25 protein-coding genes are annotated in these 24,596 nt (G+C 44.6%); 9 read left to right on the top strand and 16 right to left on the bottom strand.

Annotation, left to right across the window (positions count from 1 at the left end):
• Positions 1-11: 11 nt before the first annotated feature.
• From FFM75_RS00630 to FFM75_RS00615, 4 genes are all read right to left on the bottom strand, one after another.
• Positions 12-944: a sce7725 family protein gene (locus FFM75_RS00630; protein ID WP_137627256.1), complete on the bottom strand. Its 933-nt coding sequence runs from the start codon at positions 942-944 to the stop codon at positions 12-14.
• Complete coding sequence (locus FFM75_RS00625) at positions 941-1,657, bottom strand: hypothetical protein (RefSeq protein ID WP_137627255.1); 717 nt, start codon at positions 1,655-1,657, stop codon at positions 941-943. The genes FFM75_RS00630 and FFM75_RS00625 overlap by 4 nt, the downstream gene beginning before the upstream one ends.
• The gene (locus FFM75_RS00620) at positions 1,629-4,025 is read right to left on the bottom strand and encodes an ATP-dependent DNA helicase (RefSeq protein WP_137627254.1); all 2,397 of its coding nucleotides are present in this window, start codon (positions 4,023-4,025) and stop codon (positions 1,629-1,631) included. The genes FFM75_RS00625 and FFM75_RS00620 overlap by 29 nt, the downstream gene beginning before the upstream one ends.
• Positions 4,026-4,162: 137 nt before the next feature.
• Complete coding sequence (locus tag FFM75_RS00615; RefSeq protein WP_137627253.1) at positions 4,163-4,525, bottom strand: hypothetical protein; 363 nt, start codon at positions 4,523-4,525, stop codon at positions 4,163-4,165.
• A gap of 206 nt (positions 4,526-4,731) precedes the next feature.
• Here FFM75_RS00615 and FFM75_RS00610 point away from each other — a divergent pair, with 206 nt between their 5' ends.
• Positions 4,732-5,940 (top strand): acetate/propionate family kinase, encoded by a 1,209-nt coding sequence (locus tag FFM75_RS00610; protein ID WP_137627252.1) that lies wholly within the window; start codon positions 4,732-4,734, stop codon positions 5,938-5,940.
• A 132-nt stretch (positions 5,941-6,072) separates the two neighbouring features.
• Here the strand turns inward: FFM75_RS00610 and FFM75_RS00605 are convergent, their stop codons facing one another.
• Positions 6,073-6,498 carry a GNAT family N-acetyltransferase gene (locus tag FFM75_RS00605; protein WP_137627251.1) on the bottom strand — a complete coding sequence of 142 codons (426 nt, stop codon included), beginning with the start codon at positions 6,496-6,498 and terminating at the stop codon, positions 6,073-6,075.
• Between the two features lie 79 nt (positions 6,499-6,577).
• Between FFM75_RS00605 and FFM75_RS00600 the strand changes: the two genes are divergently transcribed.
• Both FFM75_RS00600 and FFM75_RS00595 read left to right on the top strand, forming a co-directional pair.
• Complete coding sequence (locus FFM75_RS00600; protein WP_137627250.1) at positions 6,578-7,012, top strand: MarR family winged helix-turn-helix transcriptional regulator; 435 nt, start codon at positions 6,578-6,580, stop codon at positions 7,010-7,012.
• 68 nt (positions 7,013-7,080) lie between these two features.
• Positions 7,081-7,338, top strand: a complete 258-nt coding sequence (locus tag FFM75_RS00595) for a hypothetical protein (protein ID WP_137627249.1) — start codon at positions 7,081-7,083, stop codon at positions 7,336-7,338.
• 45 nt (positions 7,339-7,383) lie between these two features.
• Here FFM75_RS00595 and FFM75_RS00590 read toward each other — a convergent pair whose 3' ends face one another.
• From FFM75_RS00590 to FFM75_RS00560, 7 genes are all read right to left on the bottom strand, one after another.
• Entirely contained in the window at positions 7,384-8,160 is a 777-nt protein-coding gene (locus tag FFM75_RS00590; RefSeq protein WP_137627248.1) for a CPBP family intramembrane glutamic endopeptidase, read from the bottom strand.
• Positions 8,161-8,350: 190 nt separating this feature from the next.
• Positions 8,351-9,421 (bottom strand): ABC transporter substrate-binding protein, encoded by a 1,071-nt coding sequence (locus tag FFM75_RS00585; RefSeq protein WP_137627247.1) that lies wholly within the window; start codon positions 9,419-9,421, stop codon positions 8,351-8,353.
• Positions 9,418-10,227: an ABC transporter permease gene (locus FFM75_RS00580; protein ID WP_137627246.1), complete on the bottom strand. Its 810-nt coding sequence runs from the start codon at positions 10,225-10,227 to the stop codon at positions 9,418-9,420. The genes FFM75_RS00585 and FFM75_RS00580 overlap by 4 nt, the downstream gene beginning before the upstream one ends.
• Positions 10,224-11,057 carry an ABC transporter permease gene (locus tag FFM75_RS00575; protein WP_137627245.1) on the bottom strand — a complete coding sequence of 278 codons (834 nt, stop codon included), beginning with the start codon at positions 11,055-11,057 and terminating at the stop codon, positions 10,224-10,226. Before FFM75_RS00575 ends, FFM75_RS00580 begins: the two co-directional genes overlap by 4 nt.
• 12 nt (positions 11,058-11,069) lie before the next feature.
• Positions 11,070-12,167, bottom strand: coding sequence for an ABC transporter ATP-binding protein (locus FFM75_RS00570; RefSeq protein WP_137627244.1), 1,098 nt, complete (start codon positions 12,165-12,167; stop codon positions 11,070-11,072).
• Between the two features lie 37 nt (positions 12,168-12,204).
• The gene (locus tag FFM75_RS00565; protein ID WP_137627243.1) at positions 12,205-12,747 is read right to left on the bottom strand and encodes a helix-turn-helix domain-containing protein; all 543 of its coding nucleotides are present in this window, start codon (positions 12,745-12,747) and stop codon (positions 12,205-12,207) included.
• A 427-nt stretch (positions 12,748-13,174) separates the two neighbouring features.
• Positions 13,175-13,642 (bottom strand): ASCH domain-containing protein, encoded by a 468-nt coding sequence (locus FFM75_RS00560; protein ID WP_137627242.1) that lies wholly within the window; start codon positions 13,640-13,642, stop codon positions 13,175-13,177.
• Between the two features lie 208 nt (positions 13,643-13,850).
• Here FFM75_RS00560 and FFM75_RS00555 point away from each other — a divergent pair, with 208 nt between their 5' ends.
• The 5 genes from FFM75_RS00555 (at position 13,851) to FFM75_RS00535 (ending at position 17,083) form a co-directional block, all read left to right on the top strand.
• Positions 13,851-14,378 (top strand): GNAT family N-acetyltransferase, encoded by a 528-nt coding sequence (locus FFM75_RS00555; protein ID WP_137627241.1) that lies wholly within the window; start codon positions 13,851-13,853, stop codon positions 14,376-14,378.
• Positions 14,379-14,501: 123 nt separating this feature from the next.
• On the top strand, positions 14,502-14,687 hold the full coding sequence (locus tag FFM75_RS00550) for a hypothetical protein (RefSeq protein WP_137627240.1): 186 nt from the start codon (positions 14,502-14,504) through the stop codon (positions 14,685-14,687).
• Positions 14,688-14,810: 123 nt separating this feature from the next.
• Positions 14,811-15,176 (top strand): GntR family transcriptional regulator, encoded by a 366-nt coding sequence (locus FFM75_RS00545; protein ID WP_414672086.1) that lies wholly within the window; start codon positions 14,811-14,813, stop codon positions 15,174-15,176.
• Positions 15,173-16,066, top strand: coding sequence for an ATP-binding cassette domain-containing protein (locus FFM75_RS00540; RefSeq protein ID WP_137627239.1), 894 nt, complete (start codon positions 15,173-15,175; stop codon positions 16,064-16,066). The genes FFM75_RS00545 and FFM75_RS00540 overlap by 4 nt, the downstream gene beginning before the upstream one ends.
• A 15-nt stretch (positions 16,067-16,081) precedes the next feature.
• Positions 16,082-17,083 carry an acetoin ABC transporter permease gene (locus FFM75_RS00535; protein ID WP_137627238.1) on the top strand — a complete coding sequence of 334 codons (1,002 nt, stop codon included), beginning with the start codon at positions 16,082-16,084 and terminating at the stop codon, positions 17,081-17,083.
• Between the two features lie 86 nt (positions 17,084-17,169).
• On the opposite strand, the gene FFM75_RS00530 is transcribed toward FFM75_RS00535, so the two are convergent.
• Positions 17,170-18,540: an aldehyde dehydrogenase family protein gene (locus FFM75_RS00530; protein WP_137627237.1), complete on the bottom strand. Its 1,371-nt coding sequence runs from the start codon at positions 18,538-18,540 to the stop codon at positions 17,170-17,172.
• A gap of 438 nt (positions 18,541-18,978) precedes the next feature.
• Here FFM75_RS00530 and fba point away from each other — a divergent pair, with 438 nt between their 5' ends.
• Positions 18,979-19,842: a class II fructose-1,6-bisphosphate aldolase gene (gene fba, locus FFM75_RS00525; RefSeq protein ID WP_137627236.1), complete on the top strand. Its 864-nt coding sequence runs from the start codon at positions 18,979-18,981 to the stop codon at positions 19,840-19,842.
• Positions 19,843-19,973: 131 nt separating this feature from the next.
• On the opposite strand, the gene FFM75_RS00520 is transcribed toward fba, so the two are convergent.
• The 3 genes from FFM75_RS00520 to FFM75_RS00510 form a co-directional block, all read right to left on the bottom strand.
• Positions 19,974-21,308 (bottom strand): MFS transporter, encoded by a 1,335-nt coding sequence (locus FFM75_RS00520; protein WP_137627235.1) that lies wholly within the window; start codon positions 21,306-21,308, stop codon positions 19,974-19,976.
• A gap of 131 nt (positions 21,309-21,439) precedes the next feature.
• Positions 21,440-22,744: a hypothetical protein gene (locus tag FFM75_RS00515; protein WP_137627234.1), complete on the bottom strand. Its 1,305-nt coding sequence runs from the start codon at positions 22,742-22,744 to the stop codon at positions 21,440-21,442.
• Between the two features lie 341 nt (positions 22,745-23,085).
• Positions 23,086-24,594, bottom strand: coding sequence for a hypothetical protein (locus tag FFM75_RS00510; RefSeq protein WP_137627233.1), 1,509 nt, complete (start codon positions 24,592-24,594; stop codon positions 23,086-23,088).
• Between the last annotated feature and the right edge of the window lie 2 nt (positions 24,595-24,596).

Below are 24,596 nucleotides of genomic sequence, written 5' to 3'. Positions count from 1 at the left end.
ATTAAGCGCTGTCAATCGGTTGGTGTCGTATCTAAGGCTAGTAAGCGGTGCATTAATTGAAAGTGATGCATCAACGACAATTTTTTGACGTTGCCTAACCCTGGAAATTTATCTTGGGTGGCATAAGCCAATAAGGTCGCTAACGCCGGCGTGGCATTAAGACCGTGTAAATGGTCTGGTGCCCAAGTTGTGAGTTTGTGCAAGGCTTCGAAGAACTTTTGCTTTTGACCGCGCATCGACGCATTACTATCGGAGACAAAGTGATGCAGTCGCAAACTACCATCGGCGGTGACATAAATGAGATGAATCGCGATGGCTCGTGACGCCCAGCCTTTGTCGAAGTAGGGTTGGCCAACCATTGAATAATCGCCAAAACCGCGCTGCCCATTGAGTTGGTAAGCCCAGTTAGCGGGCGCAAAGAATTCATCCGTCAATTGCCCGTAGTCTTCGACATGTTTTAAGAATGGCATTGGATCCGTCAGACTAATGGCCCGTGGCCCAGCAAGTGCGCGCAAACGGGCTTCATCTGGAATCAAGATGCCACTGACTTGTTGTAAGATGCGACTCTGGTGATAGGCTGCCAGTAACGCATAGTTGGGCGCAATTAAGAGGCTGGTCTGGTGGGAACCCGTGGTTAAAAAAGTCGTACTAAAGTCGGCGGCTAAAATGGCGCTAGGGTGAAAGAACGGCACCGCCGTTAAATCAGGTAGTGGATATAACTTAGTATCATTTAAACCATACACACTGACTTGTGGATTGGTGATCACACTGAACGGTTGCTGGGCGGCGATTAACGCGTTGACCGTGGCCAGTAATTCTTTAGAGTCGCGGACTGGTTCGATAATTGGCACGATATGTGGCCCTAGCTGTTGTTGCTCGGCGAGCGCTTTGAGGGCCAGTAAGTCATACATCCGGCCGCGTAAATAGGGATAATAAGTTGTCAAATTTGGTCCTCCAGATTAGGATGAACGTGCGCCCGATATTTCAGTTGTAAGGCTTGATATTCAGCATTACGTGCATCAAGTTCAGCTTGCAAAGCGTCAACGGCATCCGTTTGCAGATCAGCGACAAACCGGTCGTATAAGTTGTGGTCGGGGTCATAGACGTCATAACCGACTTGGGAACGTTTCTTGAGGGCTTTAAATAATTGGTCGTCCGTGTAGAGCTGTAGGCCTTTTTGGACGCGTTTAGCTTTATCGACTTCGCGAAATAGTGAGGCCACAAAGTGACTGGTTAAGGCCGTTTCGTCGACTTGTAAATCTTGACGCTGGGCTTTTTTTGCGACAGTTAAAAATCCAGGTGCCCGCAAAGCTTGAGGTGCCAAGTCCATCGCCTTTTGATCAAAGGCCCGATAAATCAAGACGCCGATATGATCTGGAATTTCAGCAGCAACTTCGGTATAGAGTGCTTGGGGTAAGACGAAGTAATTGTAGTTACCGATAAAAGAGAGCTTGGCTTTGGAATGAAAGTCAGCCTTAGTGACTTTCAATTCGTAACAACGCCATTCTAATTGGCCATCGGGTAATTGTTGGTAACTTAACGTATCCACGATGCCTTGTTTGTCCGGCATCGAGACTTCTTCAACGACGTAGGCGCCTTGTTCAAGGCAATACTGGTAGAGGGTACTTTCAAGTTGTTTTGTGAGTTTCGTTTTCATCTGGAGCCTCCGCTAATTGGTGCCAAAAGTTTTGAATCGTGGCCGTCAACTGCGGCACTGATTGGATCGTTTGGTAATATTGCCAGTGGGGTGGAAACAAGTCTGTGTAGCGCCGACTGGCAAAGCGCTGATCAAGTAATAAGACGATCCCGGTATCATGACTACTGCGAATCAACCGGCCCGCGGCTTGCAAGACGTTGTTCATCCCGGGCAGTTGATACGCGTAAGCAAAGCCTTGGCCATTTTCGTGGTCATAGTAGTCGCGAATCAAGTTCGTTTCTGGGTTGATGCCCGGTAAGCCGACGCTAACGATGGCTACGCCAATTAAGCGATCCCCCCGTAAGTCGATGCCTTCTGAAAAGATGCCGCCTAACACGCAAAAGCCGACCAACGTTTGATTAGTATTGGCCTGAAATTGATCCAAGAAGTCCTGCCGTGCTTGCGCATCCATCGCGGCAGCTTGGACGGTAGTCGCAATTGCTGGATAGGCCGTTTCAAAGGCTGCTTTAATTTGGGTCAAATAACCATATGAGGGTAAGAAAACCAAATAATTACCAGTCTTTGCGCTGACTAAGGCGTTCAAACTGGCGACGATTGCGGCCTCATTATGCGGGCGCTCGTGATAGGTCGTCTGGACATATTGCGTGACTAAAATCGCTTGATGCTTAGGTGGAAATGGTGATGGCAACTGATACGCCAAGCTGTTAGCCGTCCCACCTAAGACCGTCTGATAATACGACATAGGTGATAAGGTGGCGGAAAATAACACTGCCCCAGCGCCTAGCTCTAAAGAACGATTCAAGAAATCACTGGGATCTAAGCACAATTCTTTGACCGTTACATGATGCCCGTCTGAGACGATCCGTGTCTGATAACTGCCATCATAGAGATCACCAATCTTAACAAAAGTCAGACAATCAAAAAAATAAGCTCTGGCGGCGTCTAATAATGGCGATGGGGCTTGTTTAGCCAACCAATCACCCATGAATTCGTTAAAGTTGCGTAACGTTCGCAGCAAACTTTCGGGTGGCTCTGGTGCGAGTAATTCGGTTTTGCCATCATCCGTTAAGACCCGGCGTAAGCGATTAAAGCTACGGCGGACTTTTTTGAGCGCTTGTTGTAAGTCGTCGCTTGCTTGTGACTTGTCGGGTTTGGCTAACTTCAGTAACGGGGCGATCGGCTGATCGTTGATTGTCGCTGAATACATATCCCGGGCCCGACTGACGAGATTGTGGACTTCATCGATCAAGAAAAAGTTGTCATCGTCACTTTCACTAAAGAAGCGTTGTAAGTAAACCAGGGGATCAAATAGGTAGTTATAATCGCAAATGACGACATCACAAAATAAGGACGCGTCGAGTGAAAATTCAAATGGATCGACCGTGTGCTTGCGCGCGTATTGCTCGATCACGGGTCTAGTTAGTTGGTCCTCATTAGTTAACAGATCCTTCAAAGCCGGTTTTAAGCGGTCATAGTAACCAATCATAAAGGGATTTTCTTCTGGTGGCACCGCTTGTTCTTCTGGGAAGCGAATTTGATCTTTAGCCGTTAGGGTGATGCTTTTTAAGCGTAAGCCGTCTCGACTCATTAAGGCGATGCCTTCTTCGGCGACATGACGGGTACTTTGTTTGGCGGTCAAGTAAAAGAGTCGTTCGATTTCGTCTTCGCCTAAGGCTTTAATAGCCGGAAATAACGTTGAAATCGTCTTGCCAGTTCCAGTTGGGGCTTCGACGAAGAGCCGCTTTTTGAGCCGGATCGTTTTATAAACAGCGACCGCTAAGTCACGTTGACCGGCCCGATATGCTGGAAATGGAAATGGCAAATCAGTGATCGACTGGTTGCGTCGGACCCGCAAATCCGCCCGTAACGTCAACCAATACTCGTATTCCGTAATCAGGTCTTTAAAAAAGGTGTCGAGTTCGGCCCGTGTCAGCACGTGTTTAGTGATCGTGATTTTTTCAACATCAACTTGGTCATAAGTTAGTTGTAAGGTGATTTGGTCCAGTTCGGGATGATCTTGTAAGCACAAATAACCATAGACTTTGACTTGGCCCCAGTATAAGTCCCGGGTATTATCAGTTAAGTCTTCAAAGGCTTGGTCGGAAGTCTTGATTTCCTCAATCAAAATCCCGTCATCAGTGGTTTGGATCCCGTCAGCGCGTCCCGCAATCACGTAGTCGGCCCCATTCATGGTGACCGTCTTTTTTAGATAAACTTCGCTTTGATAAGCTTCGGAACGAGTACCTTGAAGTTGGCGATGAATCTTTGCGCCTTGTTGGGCCGTATTTTGACTATTCTTAACTTCAATTAAATCGCCTTTGCGTAAGACGAACTCGACTAATTGGCGAATTCCGATTTTGGTCGGCATGGTGGGGCCTCCTTTCCGTAAAAAACAAATCGGTTTTAATTATAAAACAGACGTTCGAGTTTGTCTGTATGCGGGCACAAAAAAAGCGGTAGGTGATAGGAAGCTATCAGCCCACCGTTGGGGGGATTGCAACAAGATTAAGCTGGCCATTGGTTGTGGCGTTGGCGTAAGGCCCGTCGGAGATTAAAACCATAACTTAAGATGGCTACCATGACGATGACGGCGATACTGGCACTGAGCCAAGAATGAGCCGTGCTATAAAAAGTAGCGTAACCGAGCGTTAAACTGATAATCCCAATGGCCGGTGCTAGGATATTAAACGGAATGGGGTGTAAAAAGACCAATCCGGCCAGACCTAACATACCAGCGGTCACCGTGGCGTCAACGCTCAAATGGGTGCCGAAGTTTGTACTAAGAGTCCAAAGCAACAAGCCACTACCGATAATGAGTAACAGCGTGGCAAAAAGGTGACTCAAGGTCCAAGTGAATTTTGAGGTCATATGACTCACCGCCTTATCTTTGACTACCTTTATTATACGCCCGCTGTGGCGATTGAATAAAATGATATGCGTGCAAAATCAGTTGATTTTTAATGAAAATGAAGCCGCTTTCAAGAAAAAGACAAGCTTTTTCATTCAGTCCTTGAAAGCGCATTCAATATTGGTTACACTTACAGTAAGCACGCGAGAAAATGGAGGGAAAGAAAATGGCAAAAGTTTTAGCAATTAACGCTGGTAGTTCAACGTTAAAGTGGAAGTTATTTAGTTTACCAGAAGAAGAAGTGATCGCATCCGGGATGGTCGATCGCTTAGGGTTACCACAATCAAAGTTCGTTATCCAAAAGGCTGGCGGTGAAAAGCAGTCTGAAACTAGAGATCAAATCGATGCCCAAGAAGCGGCTGCGATGGTCTTAACGCGGTTAAAGAGTGACGGTATTTTGACGCATTTGAGTGAAATTACCGGGATCGGTCACCGGATCGTGGCTGGTGGGGAAAACTTTAAGGATTCCGTCATCATTACCCCAACGACTTTGAAGCAAATCAAAGACTTATCGGAATATGCGCCATTACATAACCCGACGCAAGCTTACTATATCGAAGTCTTCCAACAACTGTTACCAAAAACAGTTCAAGTGGCTGTCTTTGATACGTCGTTGTATGCAACGATGCCAGAAGTGAACTACTTATACAGCATCCCTTATGACTATTACAAGCAATTTGGGGCCCGAAAATATGGCGCCCATGGCACGAGTCATCGTTATGTTGCGCACCGGACAGCTGAAATTTTGGGCAAAGACTTAAATGACATGAAGTTGATCACCTTACATCTAGGGTCAGGGGCATCCATTACCGCTTTTGACCACGGCAAGGCGGTGGATACCTCGATGGGCTTTACCCCACTAGCTGGGATCACGATGAGTACCCGGTCAGGGGATATCGATGCGTCCTTGATTCCATTCTTGATGCGGCATTTAGGCATCTCAGATGTGCAGGACTTTATTGATATTTTGAACAATAAGTCAGGGTTACTAGGTATTTCAGGCTTGTCACCTGATATGCGTGACTTAGATGAAGCCAAAGATACGAACCGGTTAGCTCAATTGGCATTAGATATTTTTGCGAACCGCGTTGTGAAGTATGTTGGGAGTTACATTGCCGAAATGGGCGGCGTTGATGCGATTGCCTTTACGGCTGGGGTTGGTGAAAACTCAGTTGCGATGCGCGCCAAGATTGCTGATCAATTAGGCTACTTTGGCATCACGGTTGACGATGCCAAGAATAACGTTCATGGTAAGGAACAAATCATCAATCAAGATGGCGCACCCGTTGATGTGTTAGTTGTCCCTACGAACGAAGAGTTAATGATTGTGCGTGATGTGGCCCGCTTGACGAAAAAGGCCCCAGTGACAAAATAAGTTAAATGAAACTTGAAGAACGCGTGCAACTTGCCGCGTTCTTTTTTTACAGATGTGTGGGGCGAAAACAAGGGTTTAAATTAGCAACAATCAAAAAGCGGATCGGCATCTCGAGGTGAGGTGCTGGTCCGTTTATTTGATCATTTTAATATGAGGGGTGTGGTTGAATAAGAAAGGCGCCCCAACAGGTTGAAACTGATAGCGTTTGTAAAAGTCTTGAACTTGAATCTGGGCTTCGATTTGAATGGTTTCTTGTGGGAACTGGTCATGGGCTACCGCCAAGACGTGGTCCATCAAGTCGGCACCCAAGTGCTGACCGCGCAGCATTTGATCGACGACGACCCGACCAAACGATAAATGGTCACCTTCTTGAAAAACACGTGCATATGCAACAATTTTATGATCAAGCACTTTAAAAATATGAATGGCTTGTTGGTCGATTTCGTCGACTTCTTGGTAGACCCGATTTTGTTCAACGACGAACGTTTTGACGCGCAAGTGATAAATAGCGTATAATTCAGTGGTCGTTAGATCTGCAAACCGTTTAATTTGCCACATTAGGAGCACTTCCTTTCGAATGTTTTTAAGTCTATCACTTAATGATTGCATATGCAATCAAAAATAGGAGCGTTATGCGATGATTCCAACCTTAAGATTAATGGGGACGATTTCACGGGTGATTATGAACGAAGGTAATCAACGCTTTGCCCAATATGGTCTCAATAATAATCAATTTATTTATTTGATTCGAATTTGTGAACAACCCGGCCTATTTTTCAGTCAACTGGCCGACCAGATGAAGATGGATCGTACGACGAATTATCGTGCCGTCCAAAATCTGATCAAAAAAGGCTATGTGGTCAAAACGACCCATCCAGATAATAAGAAGGTCCGCTGCTTGTATCCGACTAAAGCCGGCGAAGCCCTTTATCCGGAATTACACGCGTATGAGCAGTGGTGTGCTGACTTGGTCACTGATCAGTTGACGCCCGGACAGCGGCAAGTCTTATTTGAAGACTTATCGCTAGTAGCCGCTCATGTGCAACAAGGTATTGAACGGCCAGTTAAGTAACCAAGGTTTGCGGCTGGTCAGTTGGCAGGACGTGCGGTTAAACTCAAAGTACCAAGGGGATGGTGCTGATGCGCGCGACAACTTATAAACGACTGCAACGGTTCTTTTTATTGATGGTCGGCATTTGGTTAGGGGTGACCTGTCTCAGTTTTAATCGTTGGCTAGTCGGGGGCTTAGCTTTTAGTGCGCTAGTGTTGTTGAACGGGCACTTCTTGTTATTTCCTGATACGGCAGCAACCGATTGGATGAGTCGCTTGAGTTTATGGGGCACCTTGAGTTTAGTTGTAATCAGTCTAGTCAAGTTCTTTGTGTTATCAGCACTGTGAGCCTAAAAAGCGCCGGTTGACCAGTTTGGTCAATCGACGTTTTTGTTAGGACTTTAATTCAGTTTGAATGGTAATGCCACGGACTTGGTTTTTGACGACTAGAATCGCGATGACCAAGATGATGAAGTAAAATGCTGAGACGGCCATTGAGGCCGAAGTTGAAATGTTGAAGTTATTCCAATTAGTCGGATGATTGATCAATTGGGTAATCAACGACACATCGGTCACCGCGTGCAAAATAATCGGCAACATTAGGTTGTTGGTGCTGACGTAAAGGCCAGCGAAGAATGTGCCTAAAGCCATGGCGAATAAAATTTGTGGCAGGACATAAGTCCATGAGATTTGGGTCGTATTGATCAGATGCAAGCCACCAAATAAAGCACTATCCAAAATGATGACGGTTAATGTCTTCCCCGGTAAAGAACGTGCTAACAATGGAATCAAGACCCCACGAAAGACGAATTCTTCAGTTAAGCCAATCAAGATGACGTAACAGAGGTAGAAAATCATCAAAGGTTGAAATGGGGTTTGGAATAATTGCACGAGTTTAGCGGTTGCCAGCAAGCCCACTAGAATCAAAGCGGGGACTGCTAAGCGCAATTGGTCACCTAAATGGTGGACGTGTCCCCAGTGGATCGGGACCTTAGCAAAGAAGCGATTATACGTCCAAGCACCTAACAGCACGATACCGTCTTGTAACGGCCCAGAAACTTGGCTAGATAAGCCGGTTAATTTGACGAACCAAGCGGCGGCAAACATCATGACGGGGACCAAAATAAAGAGCAATACGGCGGCACCCCAACCGCGTTTAAAAGTTTTCATCGAAGTTTTCTCCTTAGTCTAATAATCTAAGTGTAGCATGCCTGACCGCTAAAGCGCTGATCAAACTGCTGTCAAAACAAGTTTATGAACTAAGCTATCAGCATCGTCGTTGGCCAGGGAGCGGATTGAAGGTACAAAAATAAGGTCTCACGTTGAGAGACCTTATTAGTTGGAGATACGGTCGACTTAATTAGTGATGCATCTTGAATTCAAGATAACGATCATTATATAAGCCAACTTTAGCTGGTGATAAATCTTGATAGATTTGTAAGTGACTGATGGTCCGATTGTCAGGATAAAATTGACGGTCGTTACGCACCGCTTTAGGTAATAACGCCTTCGCTTTGGCGTTAGGCGTGGCATAGCCAATATATTCGGCATTTTGCGCGGCGTTTTTGGGCTCACTCATGAAGTTCAAGAACGCATAAATGGCATTGAAATGCTTAGCGGTCTTGGGAATGACTAAGTTATCAAACCACAAGTTACTGCCTTCAGACGGCACGACATAATGTAAATGTGAGTTGCCAGCCAACATTTCAGACGCTTCACCAGACCAGTCAACGGCCACTGCGGCTTCGTTTTGAATCATGTACATTTTGATTTCGTCAGCGACGACGGCTTTAACATTCGGTGATAGGCGATTGAGCTTATTTCTGGCCGCCAATAAAGTCGCTGGATCAGTCGTGTTCATGGATTGATTCATTGACGCTAGGGCAAACCCCATGACATCACGCGCACTGTCGATCAACATGATGTTATTGCTGTACTTTTTCGTCCACAAGTCGTTCCAATGCTTGATACTACCCGGTTTGACATACTTATCGTTATAGATAATCCCTAAAGTCCCCCAGAAGTAAGGCACGGAATACTTGTTGTGACGGTCAAACGCCAAGTTCATAAAGCGAGCATCATAATTTTGCATGCCGGTCAGCCGCTTTTTATTTAACGGTAATAATAAATGGGCAGCTTTCATCTTTTCGATCATGTAGTCACTCGGAACGGTTAAATCATAGCTAGTGCCACCTTGTTTGATTTTGGTGAACATCGCTTCGTTACTGTCGAAGGTTTCGACGTTAACGTGGTAGCCAGTTTGCTTTTGAAACTTGGTCAACAAGCTGGGATCAATGTAATCACCCCAAGTATATAAATTCAAGACTTTTTTACCAGTGCTGCCGGAACTCGTCTGCAAACTGTGAGCGCCAAATGCAAGCAGCCCGCAAACTAACAGTAAGCCAATGATGGCGCTAAAGAGCTTTTTCATCCGCGCCGCCCCCTAACTGCCTTACGATGTTGACTACTATATTGATTAATAAAGTAATAACCAATGACCAAGACTAAGGCCAACAAGAACATCAAGCCAGATAGCGCGTTGATTTCTAGGTTGATGCCTTGGCGTGCGCGGGAGTAAATTTCGACAGACAAAGTCGTAAAACCATTACCAGTGACGAAAAAGGTTACCGCAAAGTCATCTAATGAGTAGGTCAAGGCCATAAAGAAGCCCGAGAAGATACCAGGCATGATATATGGCACGATGACTTGACTCAATAATTGCCAGTTGTTGGCGCCCAAGTCAGCGGCCGCATCCAATAGACTAGTACCCATTTCTTGAATCTTTGGCAAGACCATCAACACCACAATCGGAATTGAAAAGGCGATATGACTCAATAAGACCGACCCAAACCCTAAGGGAATTTTCAAAGCTGTAAAGAAAATCAAAAAGCTGGCCCCGATAATCACGTCGGGTGAGACCATTAGGATATTATTCAAGGCAAGTAACGTGCTTTTGGTTACCGGCCGGGTCGTATTATTGATGCCTAAAGCACCTAAAGTGCCAATCGTTGTTGCAAGTAAGGATGATAAAAGGGCAATTAACAACGTATCTAAGAAAATTGCAATCAAGCGACTATCTGCGAATAAATCTTGATAATGTGACCAAGTAAAGCCGTGGAAGTTATTCATGGTGGTCCCTTGACTGAACGAATAAACAATCAAAAAGATAATCGGAGCGTATAAGATGATAAAGACTAACCACAGATATAAGTTACGCCATTTAAAACGGGTCTTCATTTCGTCAACCCCTTTCGTGAGCGGGGCTTACGACCACCGGTCAACCACATGATAATCACCATGGCGACGATTAAGACGACCCCAATCGTGGAACCCATGCCCCAGTTCATCGTAGTTAAGAAGTGTTCTTCAATCGCAGTCCCTAGCGTGATCACTTTGTTGCCACCGATTAAACGCGTCAACATAAAGAGCGATAGTGATGGGATAAAGACGGCTTGAATCCCGGCTTTAACCCCGGGCAACGTCAACGGAAAAATTACGCGACTAAATGTTTGCCAGTTGGTCGCGCCTAAATCACGACTAGCATTGATATACGACGGTTTTAGTTCACTGATTGAGTTATAAATTGGCAACACCATAAATGGAATCTGGATATAGGCGGCGACAAAGATAAAACTAAAGTTCGTGAATAATAACTGTTTGGGGCCGATGCCGATAAAACTCAAGAACTGATTGGCGATCCCGGCCTGACTAAAGATGCCAATAAACGCATAGGCTTTGAGCAATAAGTTAATCCAAGTTGGCATAATGATCAATAGTAACCAAAGTTGTGGATGTTTGGTTTCATTCAATAAATAAGCCGTGGGATAACTGATCAATAAAGTCGCCAAGGTAATTAAAAAGGCATACCAAACGGAATTCACGGTCATCATGAGATAAGTGCTAGAAGCAAAGTAAGTCTGATAATTGGCGAAAGTAAATTGACCATCGATATTAAAGAATGACTGATAAATCAATAATAAGACCGGGGCAATCACAAATAACAAAATCCACAAAGTGTACGGGATAAAATAAGCGGTACTACGCGTCAAACGTTGTTTTCGTTGCAAATCAGTCACCCCCTAATCATCTTCGTAGCGTTCAAGCCGCGCATCAAAGGCTGCTTCAGATTCGTGTAACCGCATGACGTGGATGTCTTGTGGGTCAAAGGTTAACCCAATTGGCGTGCCTTCATCAGCCGGATTAGTTGAATGGACGAGCCATTCATTGTGGTCATTATCATAAGCAACGATTTCAAAGTAGTTGCCGCGGAAGAGTTGTGAATCAACCGTGACCACGAGTTTGCCTTGGTCAGCGGCGACGATATCTAAATCTTCTGGCCGCAAGACGATTTCGACGGCTTCATTAGGACGCATCCCAGCATCGGCACATTCAAAGCGCTTGCCGACGAATTCAACTTCATAGTCTTGCAACATATTGCCGGGGATGATATTACTTTCACCGATGAAGTTTGCCACAAAGTGATTGATCGGTTCATCGTAAATATCAACCGGAGTACCACCTTGTAAGATTTCGCCATTATTCATCACGAAGATTTCATCACTCATGGCGAGCGCTTCTTCTTGGTCATGAGTGACAAACAAGAAAGTGATCCCTAATCGTTGTTGCAAGTCGCGTAATTCATATTGCATATCTTTACGTAGCTTTGCATCAAGCGCCGATAGAGGTTCATCTAATAAGAGGACTTTTGGTTGCATCACTAATGCCCGGGCGATGGCGACGCGTTGTTGTTGCCCACCAGAAATCTCACTGATTTCACGATCGCCGAAATCGGCTAATTGCACGAGGGCGAGGGCTTGTTGCACCCGTTGATCGATTTCAGCTTTGGCAACTTTATGTAGCTTGAGTCCAAAGCCGACGTTTTCCGCCACATTGAGATGTGGAAAGAGGGCGTAATCTTGAAAGACCGTATTGACCTGCCGCTGGTTAGCAGGGAGGTCATTAATCACTTGCCCATCAAACATCACTTGTCCGGCGGTAGCATCAGTAAAGCCAGCAATCGTCCGTAAAATCGTGGTTTTCCCACAACCGGACGGTCCTAGTAAGGTATAGAACTTACCTGCTTCGAGCTCAAGATTGATATTTTTCAGGATTTGATGATCCCCATAACTTTTACATACATTGGTTAAACGAATAATTGGTTGTGTATTGACCGCCAATTTTAACCCCTCCTTTTAAAACTGGATATCCCAGTTACTATAGGTAGGACTCGGTCGTCACTAAGGTAAACGTGCATGGACCAGTCCCCGCATTATTGATTTGATGTTTTTTCGTGGCGTGAAAATACAGTGTATCGCCAGCCGTTGCGGTGTAGTGTTGTGCCCCCAGATGTAATGTTAACGTGCCAGCTTGAACCGTAATAAAGGTTTCGGCTGGCGACGGCTCAAAGGGTTTGAAACATCCTTTAGGGGCTAGGGTAATGGTGACGGGTTCTAATGCATTTTCGTTAGAAGCAGGTACTAACCATTTTAATTGATAGCCTAATGTTTCATCGTCATAAGTCGTTTGTTCTGCTGGATGATAAACAATCTTGTGCGTCGGTGCTTCCGGTTTAAAAAAGTTAGCCGGCGTTTCACCCAAGACCGCTAGAATCGAGAAAAATGTTTCCATCGAGGGCGAAGATTGATTATGTTCCAATTGAGAAATGTAACCTTTTGAAAGATCGGTACGTTCACCGAGTTCTTCTTGCGTCAATTGTTTTTGCATCCGTAAGTTACGAATGCGCTGACCGATATCCATGACGTCACCTCCTTAGGTGCTTGTTTTGTATTAGTAAACTTAAAGTTTAGTACGATTTATTATTATAACGGAAATTTTGGGGGTGGCAAGTTTTTTTAGAGTGTGAGCGCGGACGGGTTGCTAGTGAGCATTGCCTAGCTAAGACAATTATCCGGTGGGGTTCCGGATAGTTGTCTTAGCGTAGCAAGCGGAGCTGGCAGTCCAAGCGAACACGTTTCGGCTCGCTAAATTGAACGAGCGCCACTTTACTCAGCGTGTCGAAACGTGTTCAGGCGGGCAGTTTCTTCCGCTTAGCTACGCTAGGTGACCATCGCGGAAAATCCACCGCGATAATCCCCTAGCTAGGCTAATGCTCAGAAACTCCCACCCGCCTTCACACTCGACAAAAAAGGCCCAAGACAAAGTCTCAGGCCGTTGTCATCATATATTAATCCGCGCGGTAGACGATTTCAAAGACTTCGCTGACCATTGGGGTATCAGGTCCCAAGTTATGGCCATGTTCTTCTAGGGCTGGGGTGAATTCGGTTGTTTTGATTTCCCGCCAATTGCCAATACTGCGGTCGCCATCACCTTCGTGATAAGCATGTTCCGCAGAGATGCGGTAAAACGGGATGAGCTCTGAAACGACAGTCTTTAAGACGGCCACTGGTTTCATCTCACCATTTAATAAGACGTTATAGTCACCGACTTGTGGAATGGCCACTTGTTCGGCAGTATAACTATCGAGTGGGGTGGTCGTGGCAGTTTTCTGACCAGCTAAGATAGCATCCGTTAAGGCTTGGACTTGGGCCGGTTGGTTTTGGTCACCAAACCAACGCGTTTGATAAGAAGCCCCGTTGGTATCGGTGGTTTCGTTAAAATCTTTCCATAATTGTTCGGCAGATTGTGCTGGCATAGTAGTCACCCATTTTCTTTAAGATTACTGAATTCACGTATTTGTAAACGAATTCACAACTTAAGTATAGCATGTTCGCTTAAAAAACGACATGTCGTTGACCATTTTGTCCACCGGGGATTTTTTGACTTTGTTCCGACAAGCAACTAACCGGTATTCTCTGGTATAATGGCCGATGATGAATTTGGACGGAAACGAGGCAGACAAGATGAAATTATCAGCTCTACAAGCAAACTTACCAAACTTTAAGATCCGTTTGTTAACCGATGCGGATCAACAAGCTTTATTTGAGTTAGAAAAAAGCAATCCTGATTATCGGACCACTTTAGGGGCGGGTGAATTGACCTTAGCGGAAATTCATGATGACTTGACGGGCCATCCTGATCAAGTTAGCGCTGATCAAAAGCAAGTCTTTGGATTTTACTTGGCGGATCATTTGGTGGCCGTTGTCGACTTATTAAATCAATATCCAGAACAAGACTTCCTATTTATTGGCTTATTAATGGTGGGGGCACCTTATCAACGTAAAACGGTTGGTAGTGTGATTATGACTGGTCTCATGCAAGCAGCGTTGCAAAGTAATATTCACTGTTTACAACTGACACGGGTGACGGCCGATACTGGCGTGAAAGCCTTTTGGACAAAGCTAGGCTTTGAAGATGGCGATCAACTCTTTTTACCATTAGCCCACGATGGCCGGCTAGCTGTCACGACGATGACCCGGTTGCTGGTTTAGCACCTAGTTAATCGCTTTCAACATTAAAAGATTTCTAATGGAATTCTTACGCGGTCCCCGGATAAACTGATAGTGTTCGTGTTACACTCGGTACGACAAATAAATCGAAACGGGGTTGTACCGATGATTAAGCACTGGGCGAAAGTGGATACTGGCATGTTAATTGCGGCAATTTTGGTTTTAGCAGTGATCTTTTACTTCTTTGAAATTACGGCGAACTTAATGGTCAGTGTGGTGGCCTTTCCAATCAGCTTATTGTTATTAATGGGCGTCATGGAATATGCGGCCCGCGAATTACGACGTAAATAATGGTATTAGCAAGATTCAACGTGATCACTGGCGTTGAATCTTTTTTTGTTGATTTTGATTGCCCAAACTGTACTAGCCTGATATAATACACCGTAATACAGTAGCGCACAGTTGGGAGCTGATATGATGGTCGTCATTGATCGCCAGAGTGGACAACCGTACTACGCACAGCTAGTGACGGGTATCCAACAAGATCTGGCCCATGGTATCTTGCAACCGGGGGATCAATTGCCTTCGGTACGCGAGATGGCCAAGCAGCATTTATTGAATCCAAACACTGTTAGTAAAGCTTATAAGCAACTTGAAACCTTACAAGTGATCCGAACCATACCGGGTAAGGGCAGCTATGTCAATGTCGCCACGACGTTAGAGACCCAAACGGTGGTCCGACAACAGCTAAGCCAATTAGTCCAACAAGCCGCGCAAGCCGGCATTACAATTGCTAGTCTAAAGAACTGGCTGACACAAATGGAGGCATCCGAGCCATGAGCTTAAACATTGTTAATCTAAGTAAACAAATTAATCAGCAAGCCACATTAGCGGCCTTGAATTTTGAAATCCAACCAGGGCAGATCGTGGGGATCATTGGTCGTAATGGGGTCGGCAAAACGACACTATTTCGAACGATCAATGGTCAGTATTTACCAGACGACGGCCAAGTGTTGGTCGATGGTCAAGTAGTGGTCACCCAACCGGAATTACGGCAACAATTGAGCTTTGTGGATCCACAAGCGACCTTTTTTAAAACCGCGACCGCTAAACAAATCGCGTGGTTTTATCAAGCAACCTATCCCAAATTTGACCAGGCGAAGTTTGACCGCTTGATGACCCGGTATCAATTACCCGTTGACCGGAAACTTCGCCATTTTTCTAAAGGGATGTTTGGTTTGTTTACAATCATTTTGAGTGTCTCGACCGCTGCACCCTATTTGTTTTTAGATGAACCGTTAGATGGATTAGACGTCATCATTCGTAAGAACGTCTTGAGTATCTTGATCGATGAAGTGGCGAATGGTAATCGGGCGATTATGATTGCATCGCATAACTTGAGTGAACTAGAAGGCATTATTGACCGCGCGATTATGTTAAAAGATGGTCACATTATTCATGATTATCAGCTGGAAACGATGCGGGCCCAAGCCCGAAAGTTGCAGTTGGTCTATCGCGAAAAACAAATTCCAGCTTTATTGCGAGAACATGGCCGCATCGTGAGTGTATCTGGACGGGTGATCGTGGTTGTTTTTGAAGACTTCACCCCGGCACTCCAAGCTGCTTTGGCGGCGACGGAACCAGTCTTTCAAGAAGCACTACCATTGTCATTGACTGATTTGTTTATGGCGAACTTGACGGATGAACATGATTACGACTTATTATCTTAGATGGGGGCAACAATTATGACACAGCAAACTTTACGGCAACTCTTGTGGCGCCGGTATCGCGCGGCATTTACCACCACCTTAATCGTGATGCTAGTTGCCGGCATCAAGGCCGCGACCGATTTAGTCCACAGCCAAAGTCGGTTATTCACCAATACTGGTTACGTGGCGTCTAATAGTGATATTACGATGTTGATGGTGGCCTTTCTAGCGACGACGATCTTAGGGTGGTTGGTCTTTGCTTGGGATAACCATACTGACTTTAATCACTACTTGTTCGCTTTACCGGTCACCCGGCGCCAAATTTATCGGCAAAAGGTCCGCTTGTTAATTGAGACAGTCGTGGTGGGGTATATTGGGATGCAAGTGCTTTTCTTGGGCTTATTGCGCTTGATTAAGCGGCCAACTGCCGTTTATAACTTAAACTGGGGGACTGATTTACGCTATTTGATCAGTCAATTATTATTTTTAGTGGCGATGTTAATGATTACGGCAACTTGGGGCCTGATCCTGGGTCAAGTCGTGGCGAGTGCTTTAACGACCGTGATTTTTATTGGGAGCTTGATTTTCTTAGTAGAAGGGGCTTCAAATATTGTTGCCGATGTATTTCGCGTTAAGCTCTGGCGAGTCGCTTGGTTAGGCAATATTGATCAATCAACCTGGACCGGCTTTAGTGTCTTTGTCGTGGTGTCATTAATCATCATTATTGGCTTGATCTATTTAGGACGAGTCGCATTTGAGCACTTGTCCCTAGAAAATATGGGCGATTACCTCGTTTTTCCCAAATGTCGCCAACTCTTCTTGTGGCTCGTGATTGCGTACTTAACTGTTGCCATTAGCTTTTCCAGCTTCGGAACGTTGTTATTACAATTAGTGACGAACAATTATTCTGAATCAGTGCCGTGGTATCAAAGTACTTTAATGGGACCGATCGTCGCTTACTTAACGTGGAGTATCGGGCGCTGGATCTTATATCGGCCGGATCATGTTAGTGATGCGTTTAAATTCAAAAAAATATAACCTAAAAAGGCGCCGTTACGAGCAAGAATCACTTGCTGCGTAGCGGCGCCTTTATTTGGCGGCAATACTAGACATCTTTAAAAGGTTTAACGAATCTTGTGTAATCGTTTGGCAACGGTCTTGATATTTAAGAGGTCCCAATCTTCTAAGTTGTGCGAAATCGAGTTATGGCCCCAAGTGCCACAACCCAAAGTCAAGGAAGGCGCAACGTTATCGTATTTGAACCCAATCGCACCTTGTGATGATGGCACGTTGATCAAGGCCCGACATGCGGTCATTTCCAGCGCAAAATCAGTCATGACAGTTTCGTCGGTCGTGTGCAAGGTCGCGGTATGACCTAAGCCACCGAGTGATAAACTCCGTTTCATTAAGTTAAAGCCGGCCTTAGTGTCTTTGGCATGTACGACAGCCAAAACTGGCGACAACTTTTCACGTGAAAGGGGTTGGTCACCACCGATATCTGGAATTTCAACGGCTAAAACTTTCGTATCCGCTGGAATATCAAAGCCAGCCCACTTGGCGATTTGCCATGGGGTTTGACCGGCGACTTTTGGATCGACGGCTTGCTTTTCCAAGTTCATGACGGTTTTCTCTAACGCTTTGACGTTTTCAGGCTTGGTGAAGTAAACGCCGTTGGCACTGAGGGCAGCTTTAACTTGGTCATAAATACTGTCATCGACGATCAAGTTAGATTCTGACGCACAGATCATCCCGTTATCAAAAGACTTCGAGACGATGACGTCATTAACGGCTTGCTTGATATCGGCTGTTTTTTCGATGAAGCAAGGCACGTTACCAGGCCCAACGCCTAATGCTGGTTTACCAGTGGAATAAGCGGATTTGACCATGCCAGAACCACCAGTCGCAATAATCGTGGCGACACCTTTATGGTTCATCAAGGCATCCGTGGCGGCCAGACTAGGCTTTTGAATCCATTGCATCCAGTCTTTAGGCGCCCCAGCAGCGATGGCGGCATCGCGAATGATCCGGCCGGTTTCAACACAAGACTTTTGGGCAAAGGGATGGAAGCCAAAGATGATTGGATTACGCGTCTTTAAAGCTAACATCGCGTTAAAGATGACCGTCGACGTGGGATTAGTGACCGGTGTTACCCCGGCAATGATTCCAACTGGTTCGGCAACTTTGGTGATGCCACTAACGGGGTCATCGTTAATGATACCAACCGTTTTGTCATCCTTAATAAAATCGTAGACATTTCTAGCGGCAAAGTCATTTTTAGCGACTTTATCGCGATAGTTGCCGCGACCGGTTTCTTCAATCGCCATGGCAGCTAGCATCCCACGAGCTGCGTGGGCAGCATGGGCTAAGGCAGTGACGGCAGCATCAATTTGGTCTTGGTCCATGACTTCCAAGCGATTGGCAGCCAAAGAGGCGTTTAACACTAAACGATCGATTGATTGCTTAACTTCAGTTTTTTCATCAATTTCTTTCAACATCGAGTGGTTCCTCCCAAGCGAATAAGTCTTGTTGTTTATTTCACATGTTCTATTATAACCACTTCTTCACAAATGTAAATGAAAACTTTTAAGTGACAATTTGATTTCGATATCAGCCTAAAACGTTGGCGTATCAAGGAATAATTGTGAAACTTTTGAAAACGTTTACAAAGCTGATACAGTAGCATCATGTTATTCAGTTCACAAAGTAAACTGTAGTTAAACTTGTGGTTGGCTACCGAACGAACGAGCCGGTAATAAAAATATTTATATAATAGAAAGCGATTACATCTGAAAGACCTTAGCGACTCCTGCAATCTAGCGGGTTAGCTTCGTTAATAAATATCGCAAAATCGGTTATCACTCCTAGGTAAAGTGTGCTAAAATGAATGTGATTCAAAAATCGTATCTCTTAATTAACCTAGGAGGGTTATTTTTATGTCATTTGTAAATGCTGTTGATATGACACAAGACGCATACAAGAACCATTACGCTATTGGTGCGTTCAACACTAACAACCTTGAATGGACTCGTTGCATCTTAAAGGGTGCCCAAGATACTAACACACCAGTTATTATCCAAGTTTCAATGGGTGCTGCTAAATATATGGGCGGTTACAAATTAGTTAAGCATTTAGTTGCTGATACTATGGAAAGCATGAACATCACTGTTCCTGTTGTAATGCACTTAGACCATGGTAACTACGAAGCTGCTAAAGAATGTATCGAAGTTGGTTACTCATCAGTTATGTTTGATGGCCATGACTTACCATTTGCTGAAAACTTAGAAAAGACTAAGGAAATCGTCAAATTGGCTCATGCTAAAGGCATCTCTGTTGAAGCCGAAGTTGGTTCAATTGGTGGTGAAGAAGACGGTATCATCGGTGAAGGTGAATTAGCTTCAGTTGAAGAAGCTAAGCAATTAGCTGACACTGGTATCGACATCTTAGCTGCTGGTATTGGTAACATCCATGGTAAGTACCCAGAAAACTGGACTGGCTTACACTTCGATCGTTTACAAGAAATCTCAGAAGCCGTTAACATGCCAATGGTATTACACGGTGGTTCTGGTATTCCTAAGGAACAAATCGTTAAGGCTGTTAAGTTAGGTATCAGCAAGGTTAACGTTAACACCGAAAACCAAGTTGCTTTTGCTAACGCAACCCGTGCTTACATCGAATCTGGCGCAGACCAAATCGGTAAAGGCTACGATCCTCGTAAGTTATTGGCTCCTGGTAAGAAAGCTATCGTTGATGTTGTTTCATCACGTATTGGCTGGTTCATGACTCCAGAAGCTAAGTAATTTAGCTGATTATTGAATCAGGAAAAGTCGACTCCGGTCGGCTTTTCTTATGAACTTGTAGATAAAATAAAAGTCGTTGTCGAATTTATTTTCGGCAACGGCTTTTTGTGTATTTAATTCTTGCCAACGGCTTAAACTTTAGCTTGCATATGCGTATTGACTGCCGTCATGAGTTGTTTTTCATTATAAAATAGTAAAACGACGAACATGATGAGATATAAAATCAACGGTAACCAAGCGTAGTTTAAGGTAATCATCTGTTGGGTGGCGACGTTTTGTTGATGATTGGCGACGTACCCGGATAGATGGAAGAGTCCCGCTGTGACCAGTCCACCTAAACCTAAACCAACGTTGACGCCAAAATCATCAGTGGAGGCTAAGATACCTTCGGCTTGAATGCCCATGGTCATGCCATAACGGATCGTATCAGCAATCATAATAGAGACTAAGCCGATAATGAGGCCGTTACCGATCGAATTGATAAAGGTCCCGGTGAAGATCAAAGGTAATTGTTGGTTCATCGCGCCGAAAGCCAAAATCAATTGACCAACGGTGGCGATTGCGATCCCGGTCAACATCGTTTGCTTTTTACCAATGCGCTTGGCGGTGCTAACGATTAAGACCACACCGATCAATGCGGCAAAGGTGAAGCCATTGACGATTGGCACCAAGCTTTCACTGTGTTGTAAATATTTAAAGTAATAAATCGTGGTTTGATTCTTGATGGCAGTCGTTAACCAATAAAGCAAGATCACGACTGAGATAATCAGCCATGGTTGGTTCTTTTTGAGCATCTGCCAAACATCTTTTAATGGCTGATGGTCGGCTTCTGGCTGACTGAATCGTTCGCGCACTTGGAAAAAGGTATTAAGAATTAGCGCTAATGAGATAATCCCAAATAAGATAATCGTGTATAAAAAGCCGTGCTGTTGATTGCCACGCCCGAAGAAGGCAACCAGTGGCAACGTAAAGACCGCCACGATGATTTGAACCGAACTCCCAAAGAACTGGCGGATGACCCCTAGTAGCGTCAACTCTTGTTCGTTTTGCGACATTGTCGGTAAAATCGACGTGATCGGCAAGTTGACGGCGGTGTAAAAGAATCCAAGTCCTAGATAGGTTACATAAGCCCAAATGAGTTTGCCGGTACTACCAAAATTAGGGGTGACAAAGGTCAGAACGGCGAAAATCACATAAGGTAAGGCGTACCAGAGAAAGAACGGGCGGCTTTTCCCAAAGCGTGAATGGGTCCGGTCGATCATAAGCCCAATAATTAGACTTTCAACCACATCGGCTAGGCGCGCAACAATGAATAAAATTGCCGCCGCACTCGCTGAAAGGCCGTAAACGTCCGTATAGAAAAATAACAGGTACGTGGTCATCATTTGAAAAACTAAGTTATCAGCCGCGTCACTGAGGCCGTAACTGATGCGTTCTGGCCACGCGGTTTGCCAAGGCTGTTGCAAAATGATCGCCTCCGAAAATTAAAACTATTATATAATGCACAGTTCAATTGTACCCTAACGAGATTTGGAACCGAAGTAGAGTGTTTTAAAAGTTCGAAAAAACCGCCACAGCAGTTGCTGGGCGGTTAAAGTCAGTGTGCGGCTTTCGTATAGTAACTGACCGGTTTGTAAAGATAAGCTAATAACTTCGCGTTGTTTGTCGTGGTTTTAGCGATGGTTTGACTGGTCCTGCTAAGTTGCATATCAGCCAAAGTACCGGTCGCTTTAGTAAGTTTGACTTGTACCACGCGGTCGTTACGATCAAAAATAATTGAGTATTGTGGTTGCCAACTCCCCTTAGTGTAGTGATATTGGATAAAGCCATTTTCACTAGCCACGCGATAGTATTTGCTACGACTAGTTTTCAGTCGTTTGACGGACGTCTTGGTTGGGTCTTGCGTGGTATACCAAATGCCATGTTTAAGCTGCGGCTTGGTATTGGCGATACTCAAGATATTTTTAGTGGCGACATAGCGTGGATGCCCATCAAGATCGATCAGTGCCAAATTGTGTTTGGGACCATAACCGGTTTGGTAAAGGTGTTTTAAGTCCATATTAGTGGCCGCCATGACGTAAGTGGCGGTCGTTGATGGGAAGTTGTAATATAACCCGTCAAATGGCACCGTATAAGTCATCGCAGTCCCATAAGTCTTTTTCGGCTTACCATTAAGGGCGGCTAAGTCCGCTGAGATTTTGTAGGTCGCTTTATCAGCCCACGAATGGCCCGCTTTATCGCCAACGAACATTTCTAACATGGGGACTTTAACGATATCGGCGCTATTGGTGGTCGTCCAAACGTCGTCCATAGCGACCCGGACCCCCGAAGCTGCGCGCCACTTAAGAATCGTAGGCAGATTCTTATTTTTTTGATTTTGATTGTAGAAGGTCAATGTTTTTTTCATCTGGGCTAAACTCGGGTGCTTGGTGTAGGGCTTTAGGGAAGCTTTGGTTTTAACCCCGAACAGGCTGGTTTGCGTGGCGTCGTCACCAGTGCGGTAACGGACGGTTGATAACAAGATCCCCTTAGTTGGATAGCTATAAAAGCCACCTTTGACATAATGACCCGCAACGACTTGGCTTGCTAGGACATAACCCGCAAGTTTTTTGCGCGTGTTTTTTACCGCATAGTAAGTCTGAGTTTCACCGTTAACGGTCATCGTGACTTTTTTAGTTGCCGTGAGCGTGGTGGTTTGATAAGCCTTTAAATTCCCAGTATGGGCAGTATGACTGGCGTTCCATAAGTAAGTGTTGCCGGCGTTTAATGGTAAAAACGTTGGTTTAGTTTTGTATGTTTTAAGTGTTTGTGGTATCTGGCTGGCTTGACTTAAGCACGGTTGACTCACGATCAGCGTGACCCCCGCAACTGCCATGAGACCCATAATCCCCAATTTTTTCATTTAACGATTACCTCCAATTAAGTTCAATATAGCACAGTTAATTGCGGGATAATAGTTCTGAAACTCCCACCGCTAAAGCAGTGGGGTTCTTGGGTGGTAACTGCAACAAAGCACATTGAAGCGTTAACTACTCCTTGGAAGTTGGGGTTTAACCCAGTTCCGGACATAGCCTCTCAATGAGTTAACGGGACTTTGACCCGAATACCACGTCTAGTGCCTTGCGACACCATCGTAGACTTCAATATGGCAGCTGCCACCGACAGAACATTTTTGTCCAAACGGGCGTGGAACGTTTCTGCACCACTTGCTGTTTTCGTCGACAATGACGTTAAAATTGTCGATTATGAAATCGCGTAGTGATAACTTATTCCCATGGATTCAAGTATCATGTTGTCTTCTGCTTTGATACGATCAACCATTTGTTCTTGGTTAATCAGAAAATGTCTGAATTCATCATTGGAGATATCAGAGATTGTGCAGTCATCTAATACTTTAGTTGCTAGAAAAGCACTGTAGACATCCCGTTGCGCATTATATTCAGTACCATTCATGTTGATTTTCTTAGCACGATGATCTAGATCTGAATTGGCTTGGTAATATTGTTTGGTATCGTGCTGATACTGACTTAACTTAGCTTTGACAGTGTTTATTAATACTGGTTCATAGCCAAATAACGCGAGTTTTCGTTTAATGATCGCCATTAATTGACTAGGGGCTTGGTTGGTGATAGATGATCCAAACAAGCCCGCTTGCCAACCAGCTACGGAAACCTTCTCCATACGGATATCACGGCTTAATGCTACTAATTCATTTGAGAGTGTTTCAAAATAGTATTTACGATGGTTAGATTTCAACCGATACAAGTAGTTCAATTTACGACGCAATTTCTTATAGTTATTGGTGCGACGTACTTTGTGACCCTTAATGTACTTGAGTTTGCCGTTAGCAGTGAGTTCAAAAGCATCAGGATTATTTTCGACTTGTGAATGTGTCATCTGACGTTGGAGTTGTTTGATCTTAGACGTATCATCACCAAAGAACGGGTTAAGCACGCTTAAGTTCACCTTATCGTGGTGATAATAAGCAAAAGTCGATGGGCCAATATCAAGTCCTACCGGGCTAGATGCTCGTGTTGTCCGTCGTTTCCGTGGTGGCAAGCCACCATAAGTGATTTGAATTGCATATTTAGTATGGGTATTACCAGCAATTTGAATCAGACGAATATACTTTAATTGTCGATATTCACTAAACAAAACCTCACGTTCATAAGCTTGATATCTAGCGGTTTTAAAACGATGCTTACCACGTTTGAAGTGGAATATACGGTGATTTAAATCCATTGCGAACTGCGTATTCCATTGTTTCGACTTAATAGTGAATTGCGTAAATCGTTTAATATGCAGTTGTCTGGAACCTTGGTATAGAACTTTATCAATTCCTTGCCAGACATCGGTGATGATTGCTTGCATAGCAACTGACATTAGCCCCTTAAATCTTGGATTAACGTGGTGTTTCACAAAACCATTGAATCCAATTGAGTGGCGTTGCTTACTACCTTGGTCTGAATCAAGCCCGTAAGCTTGCATAATCACTTTTAGACGATCATTGACAATCTTTTTATTGGCTTTGGTCGGTTGTTTAGTCCGCTTTAATTTCCATGAACGTTTTAGCTTGATCAGCCGTTGATAGTCACGATTACGTCGCAAATACTTTATTTGATGATTAGCATATTTGACAATTGCTCGATAGTAGTCATAGTGTTGCCAAAGCAACTCGTTTAGAAATCTAGCTTGATATTTATTAGTGATTAACTGAAGTTCCAAGACCGCGACTTGCTTTGACCCATCCATGA

Origin of the sequence: Lactiplantibacillus daowaiensis (assembly GCF_005405085.1) — a bacterium.
Lineage (GTDB): Bacteria > Bacillota > Bacilli > Lactobacillales > Lactobacillaceae > Lactiplantibacillus > Lactiplantibacillus daowaiensis.
The sequence above is the reverse complement of the archived record's forward strand: the minus strand, read 5'-3'. Positions and strand labels throughout refer to the sequence as shown.

Coding starts and splice junctions, on each gene's coding strand:
- FFM75_RS00625 (WP_137627255.1), bottom strand. CDS start 1,657: ATGAAAACGAAACTCACAAAACAACTTGAAAGTACCCTCTACCAGTAT.
- FFM75_RS00620 (WP_137627254.1), bottom strand. CDS start 4,025: ATGCCGACCAAAATCGGAATTCGCCAATTAGTCGAGTTCGTCTTACGC.
- FFM75_RS00615 (WP_137627253.1), bottom strand. CDS start 4,525: ATGACCTCAAAATTCACTTGGACCTTGAGTCACCTTTTTGCCACGCTG.
- FFM75_RS00610 (WP_137627252.1), top strand. CDS start 4,732: ATGGCAAAAGTTTTAGCAATTAACGCTGGTAGTTCAACGTTAAAGTGG.
- FFM75_RS00605 (WP_137627251.1), bottom strand. CDS start 6,498: ATGTGGCAAATTAAACGGTTTGCAGATCTAACGACCACTGAATTATAC.
- FFM75_RS00600 (WP_137627250.1), top strand. CDS start 6,578: ATGATTCCAACCTTAAGATTAATGGGGACGATTTCACGGGTGATTATG.
- FFM75_RS00595 (WP_137627249.1), top strand. CDS start 7,081: ATGCGCGCGACAACTTATAAACGACTGCAACGGTTCTTTTTATTGATG.
- FFM75_RS00590 (WP_137627248.1), bottom strand. CDS start 8,160: ATGAAAACTTTTAAACGCGGTTGGGGTGCCGCCGTATTGCTCTTTATT.
- FFM75_RS00585 (WP_137627247.1), bottom strand. CDS start 9,421: ATGAAAAAGCTCTTTAGCGCCATCATTGGCTTACTGTTAGTTTGCGGG.
- FFM75_RS00580 (WP_137627246.1), bottom strand. CDS start 10,227: ATGAAGACCCGTTTTAAATGGCGTAACTTATATCTGTGGTTAGTCTTT.
- FFM75_RS00565 (WP_137627243.1), bottom strand. CDS start 12,747: ATGGATATCGGTCAGCGCATTCGTAACTTACGGATGCAAAAACAATTG.
- FFM75_RS00560 (WP_137627242.1), bottom strand. CDS start 13,642: ATGCCAGCACAATCTGCCGAACAATTATGGAAAGATTTTAACGAAACC.
- FFM75_RS00555 (WP_137627241.1), top strand. CDS start 13,851: ATGAAATTATCAGCTCTACAAGCAAACTTACCAAACTTTAAGATCCGT.
- FFM75_RS00550 (WP_137627240.1), top strand. CDS start 14,502: ATGATTAAGCACTGGGCGAAAGTGGATACTGGCATGTTAATTGCGGCA.
- FFM75_RS00545 (WP_414672086.1), top strand. CDS start 14,811: ATGATGGTCGTCATTGATCGCCAGAGTGGACAACCGTACTACGCACAG.
- FFM75_RS00540 (WP_137627239.1), top strand. CDS start 15,173: ATGAGCTTAAACATTGTTAATCTAAGTAAACAAATTAATCAGCAAGCC.
- FFM75_RS00535 (WP_137627238.1), top strand. CDS start 16,082: ATGACACAGCAAACTTTACGGCAACTCTTGTGGCGCCGGTATCGCGCG.
- FFM75_RS00530 (WP_137627237.1), bottom strand. CDS start 18,540: ATGTTGAAAGAAATTGATGAAAAAACTGAAGTTAAGCAATCAATCGAT.
- fba (WP_137627236.1), top strand. CDS start 18,979: ATGTCATTTGTAAATGCTGTTGATATGACACAAGACGCATACAAGAAC.
- FFM75_RS00515 (WP_137627234.1), bottom strand. CDS start 22,744: ATGAAAAAATTGGGGATTATGGGTCTCATGGCAGTTGCGGGGGTCACG.
- FFM75_RS00510 (WP_137627233.1), bottom strand. CDS start 24,594: ATGGATGGGTCAAAGCAAGTCGCGGTCTTGGAACTTCAGTTAATCACT.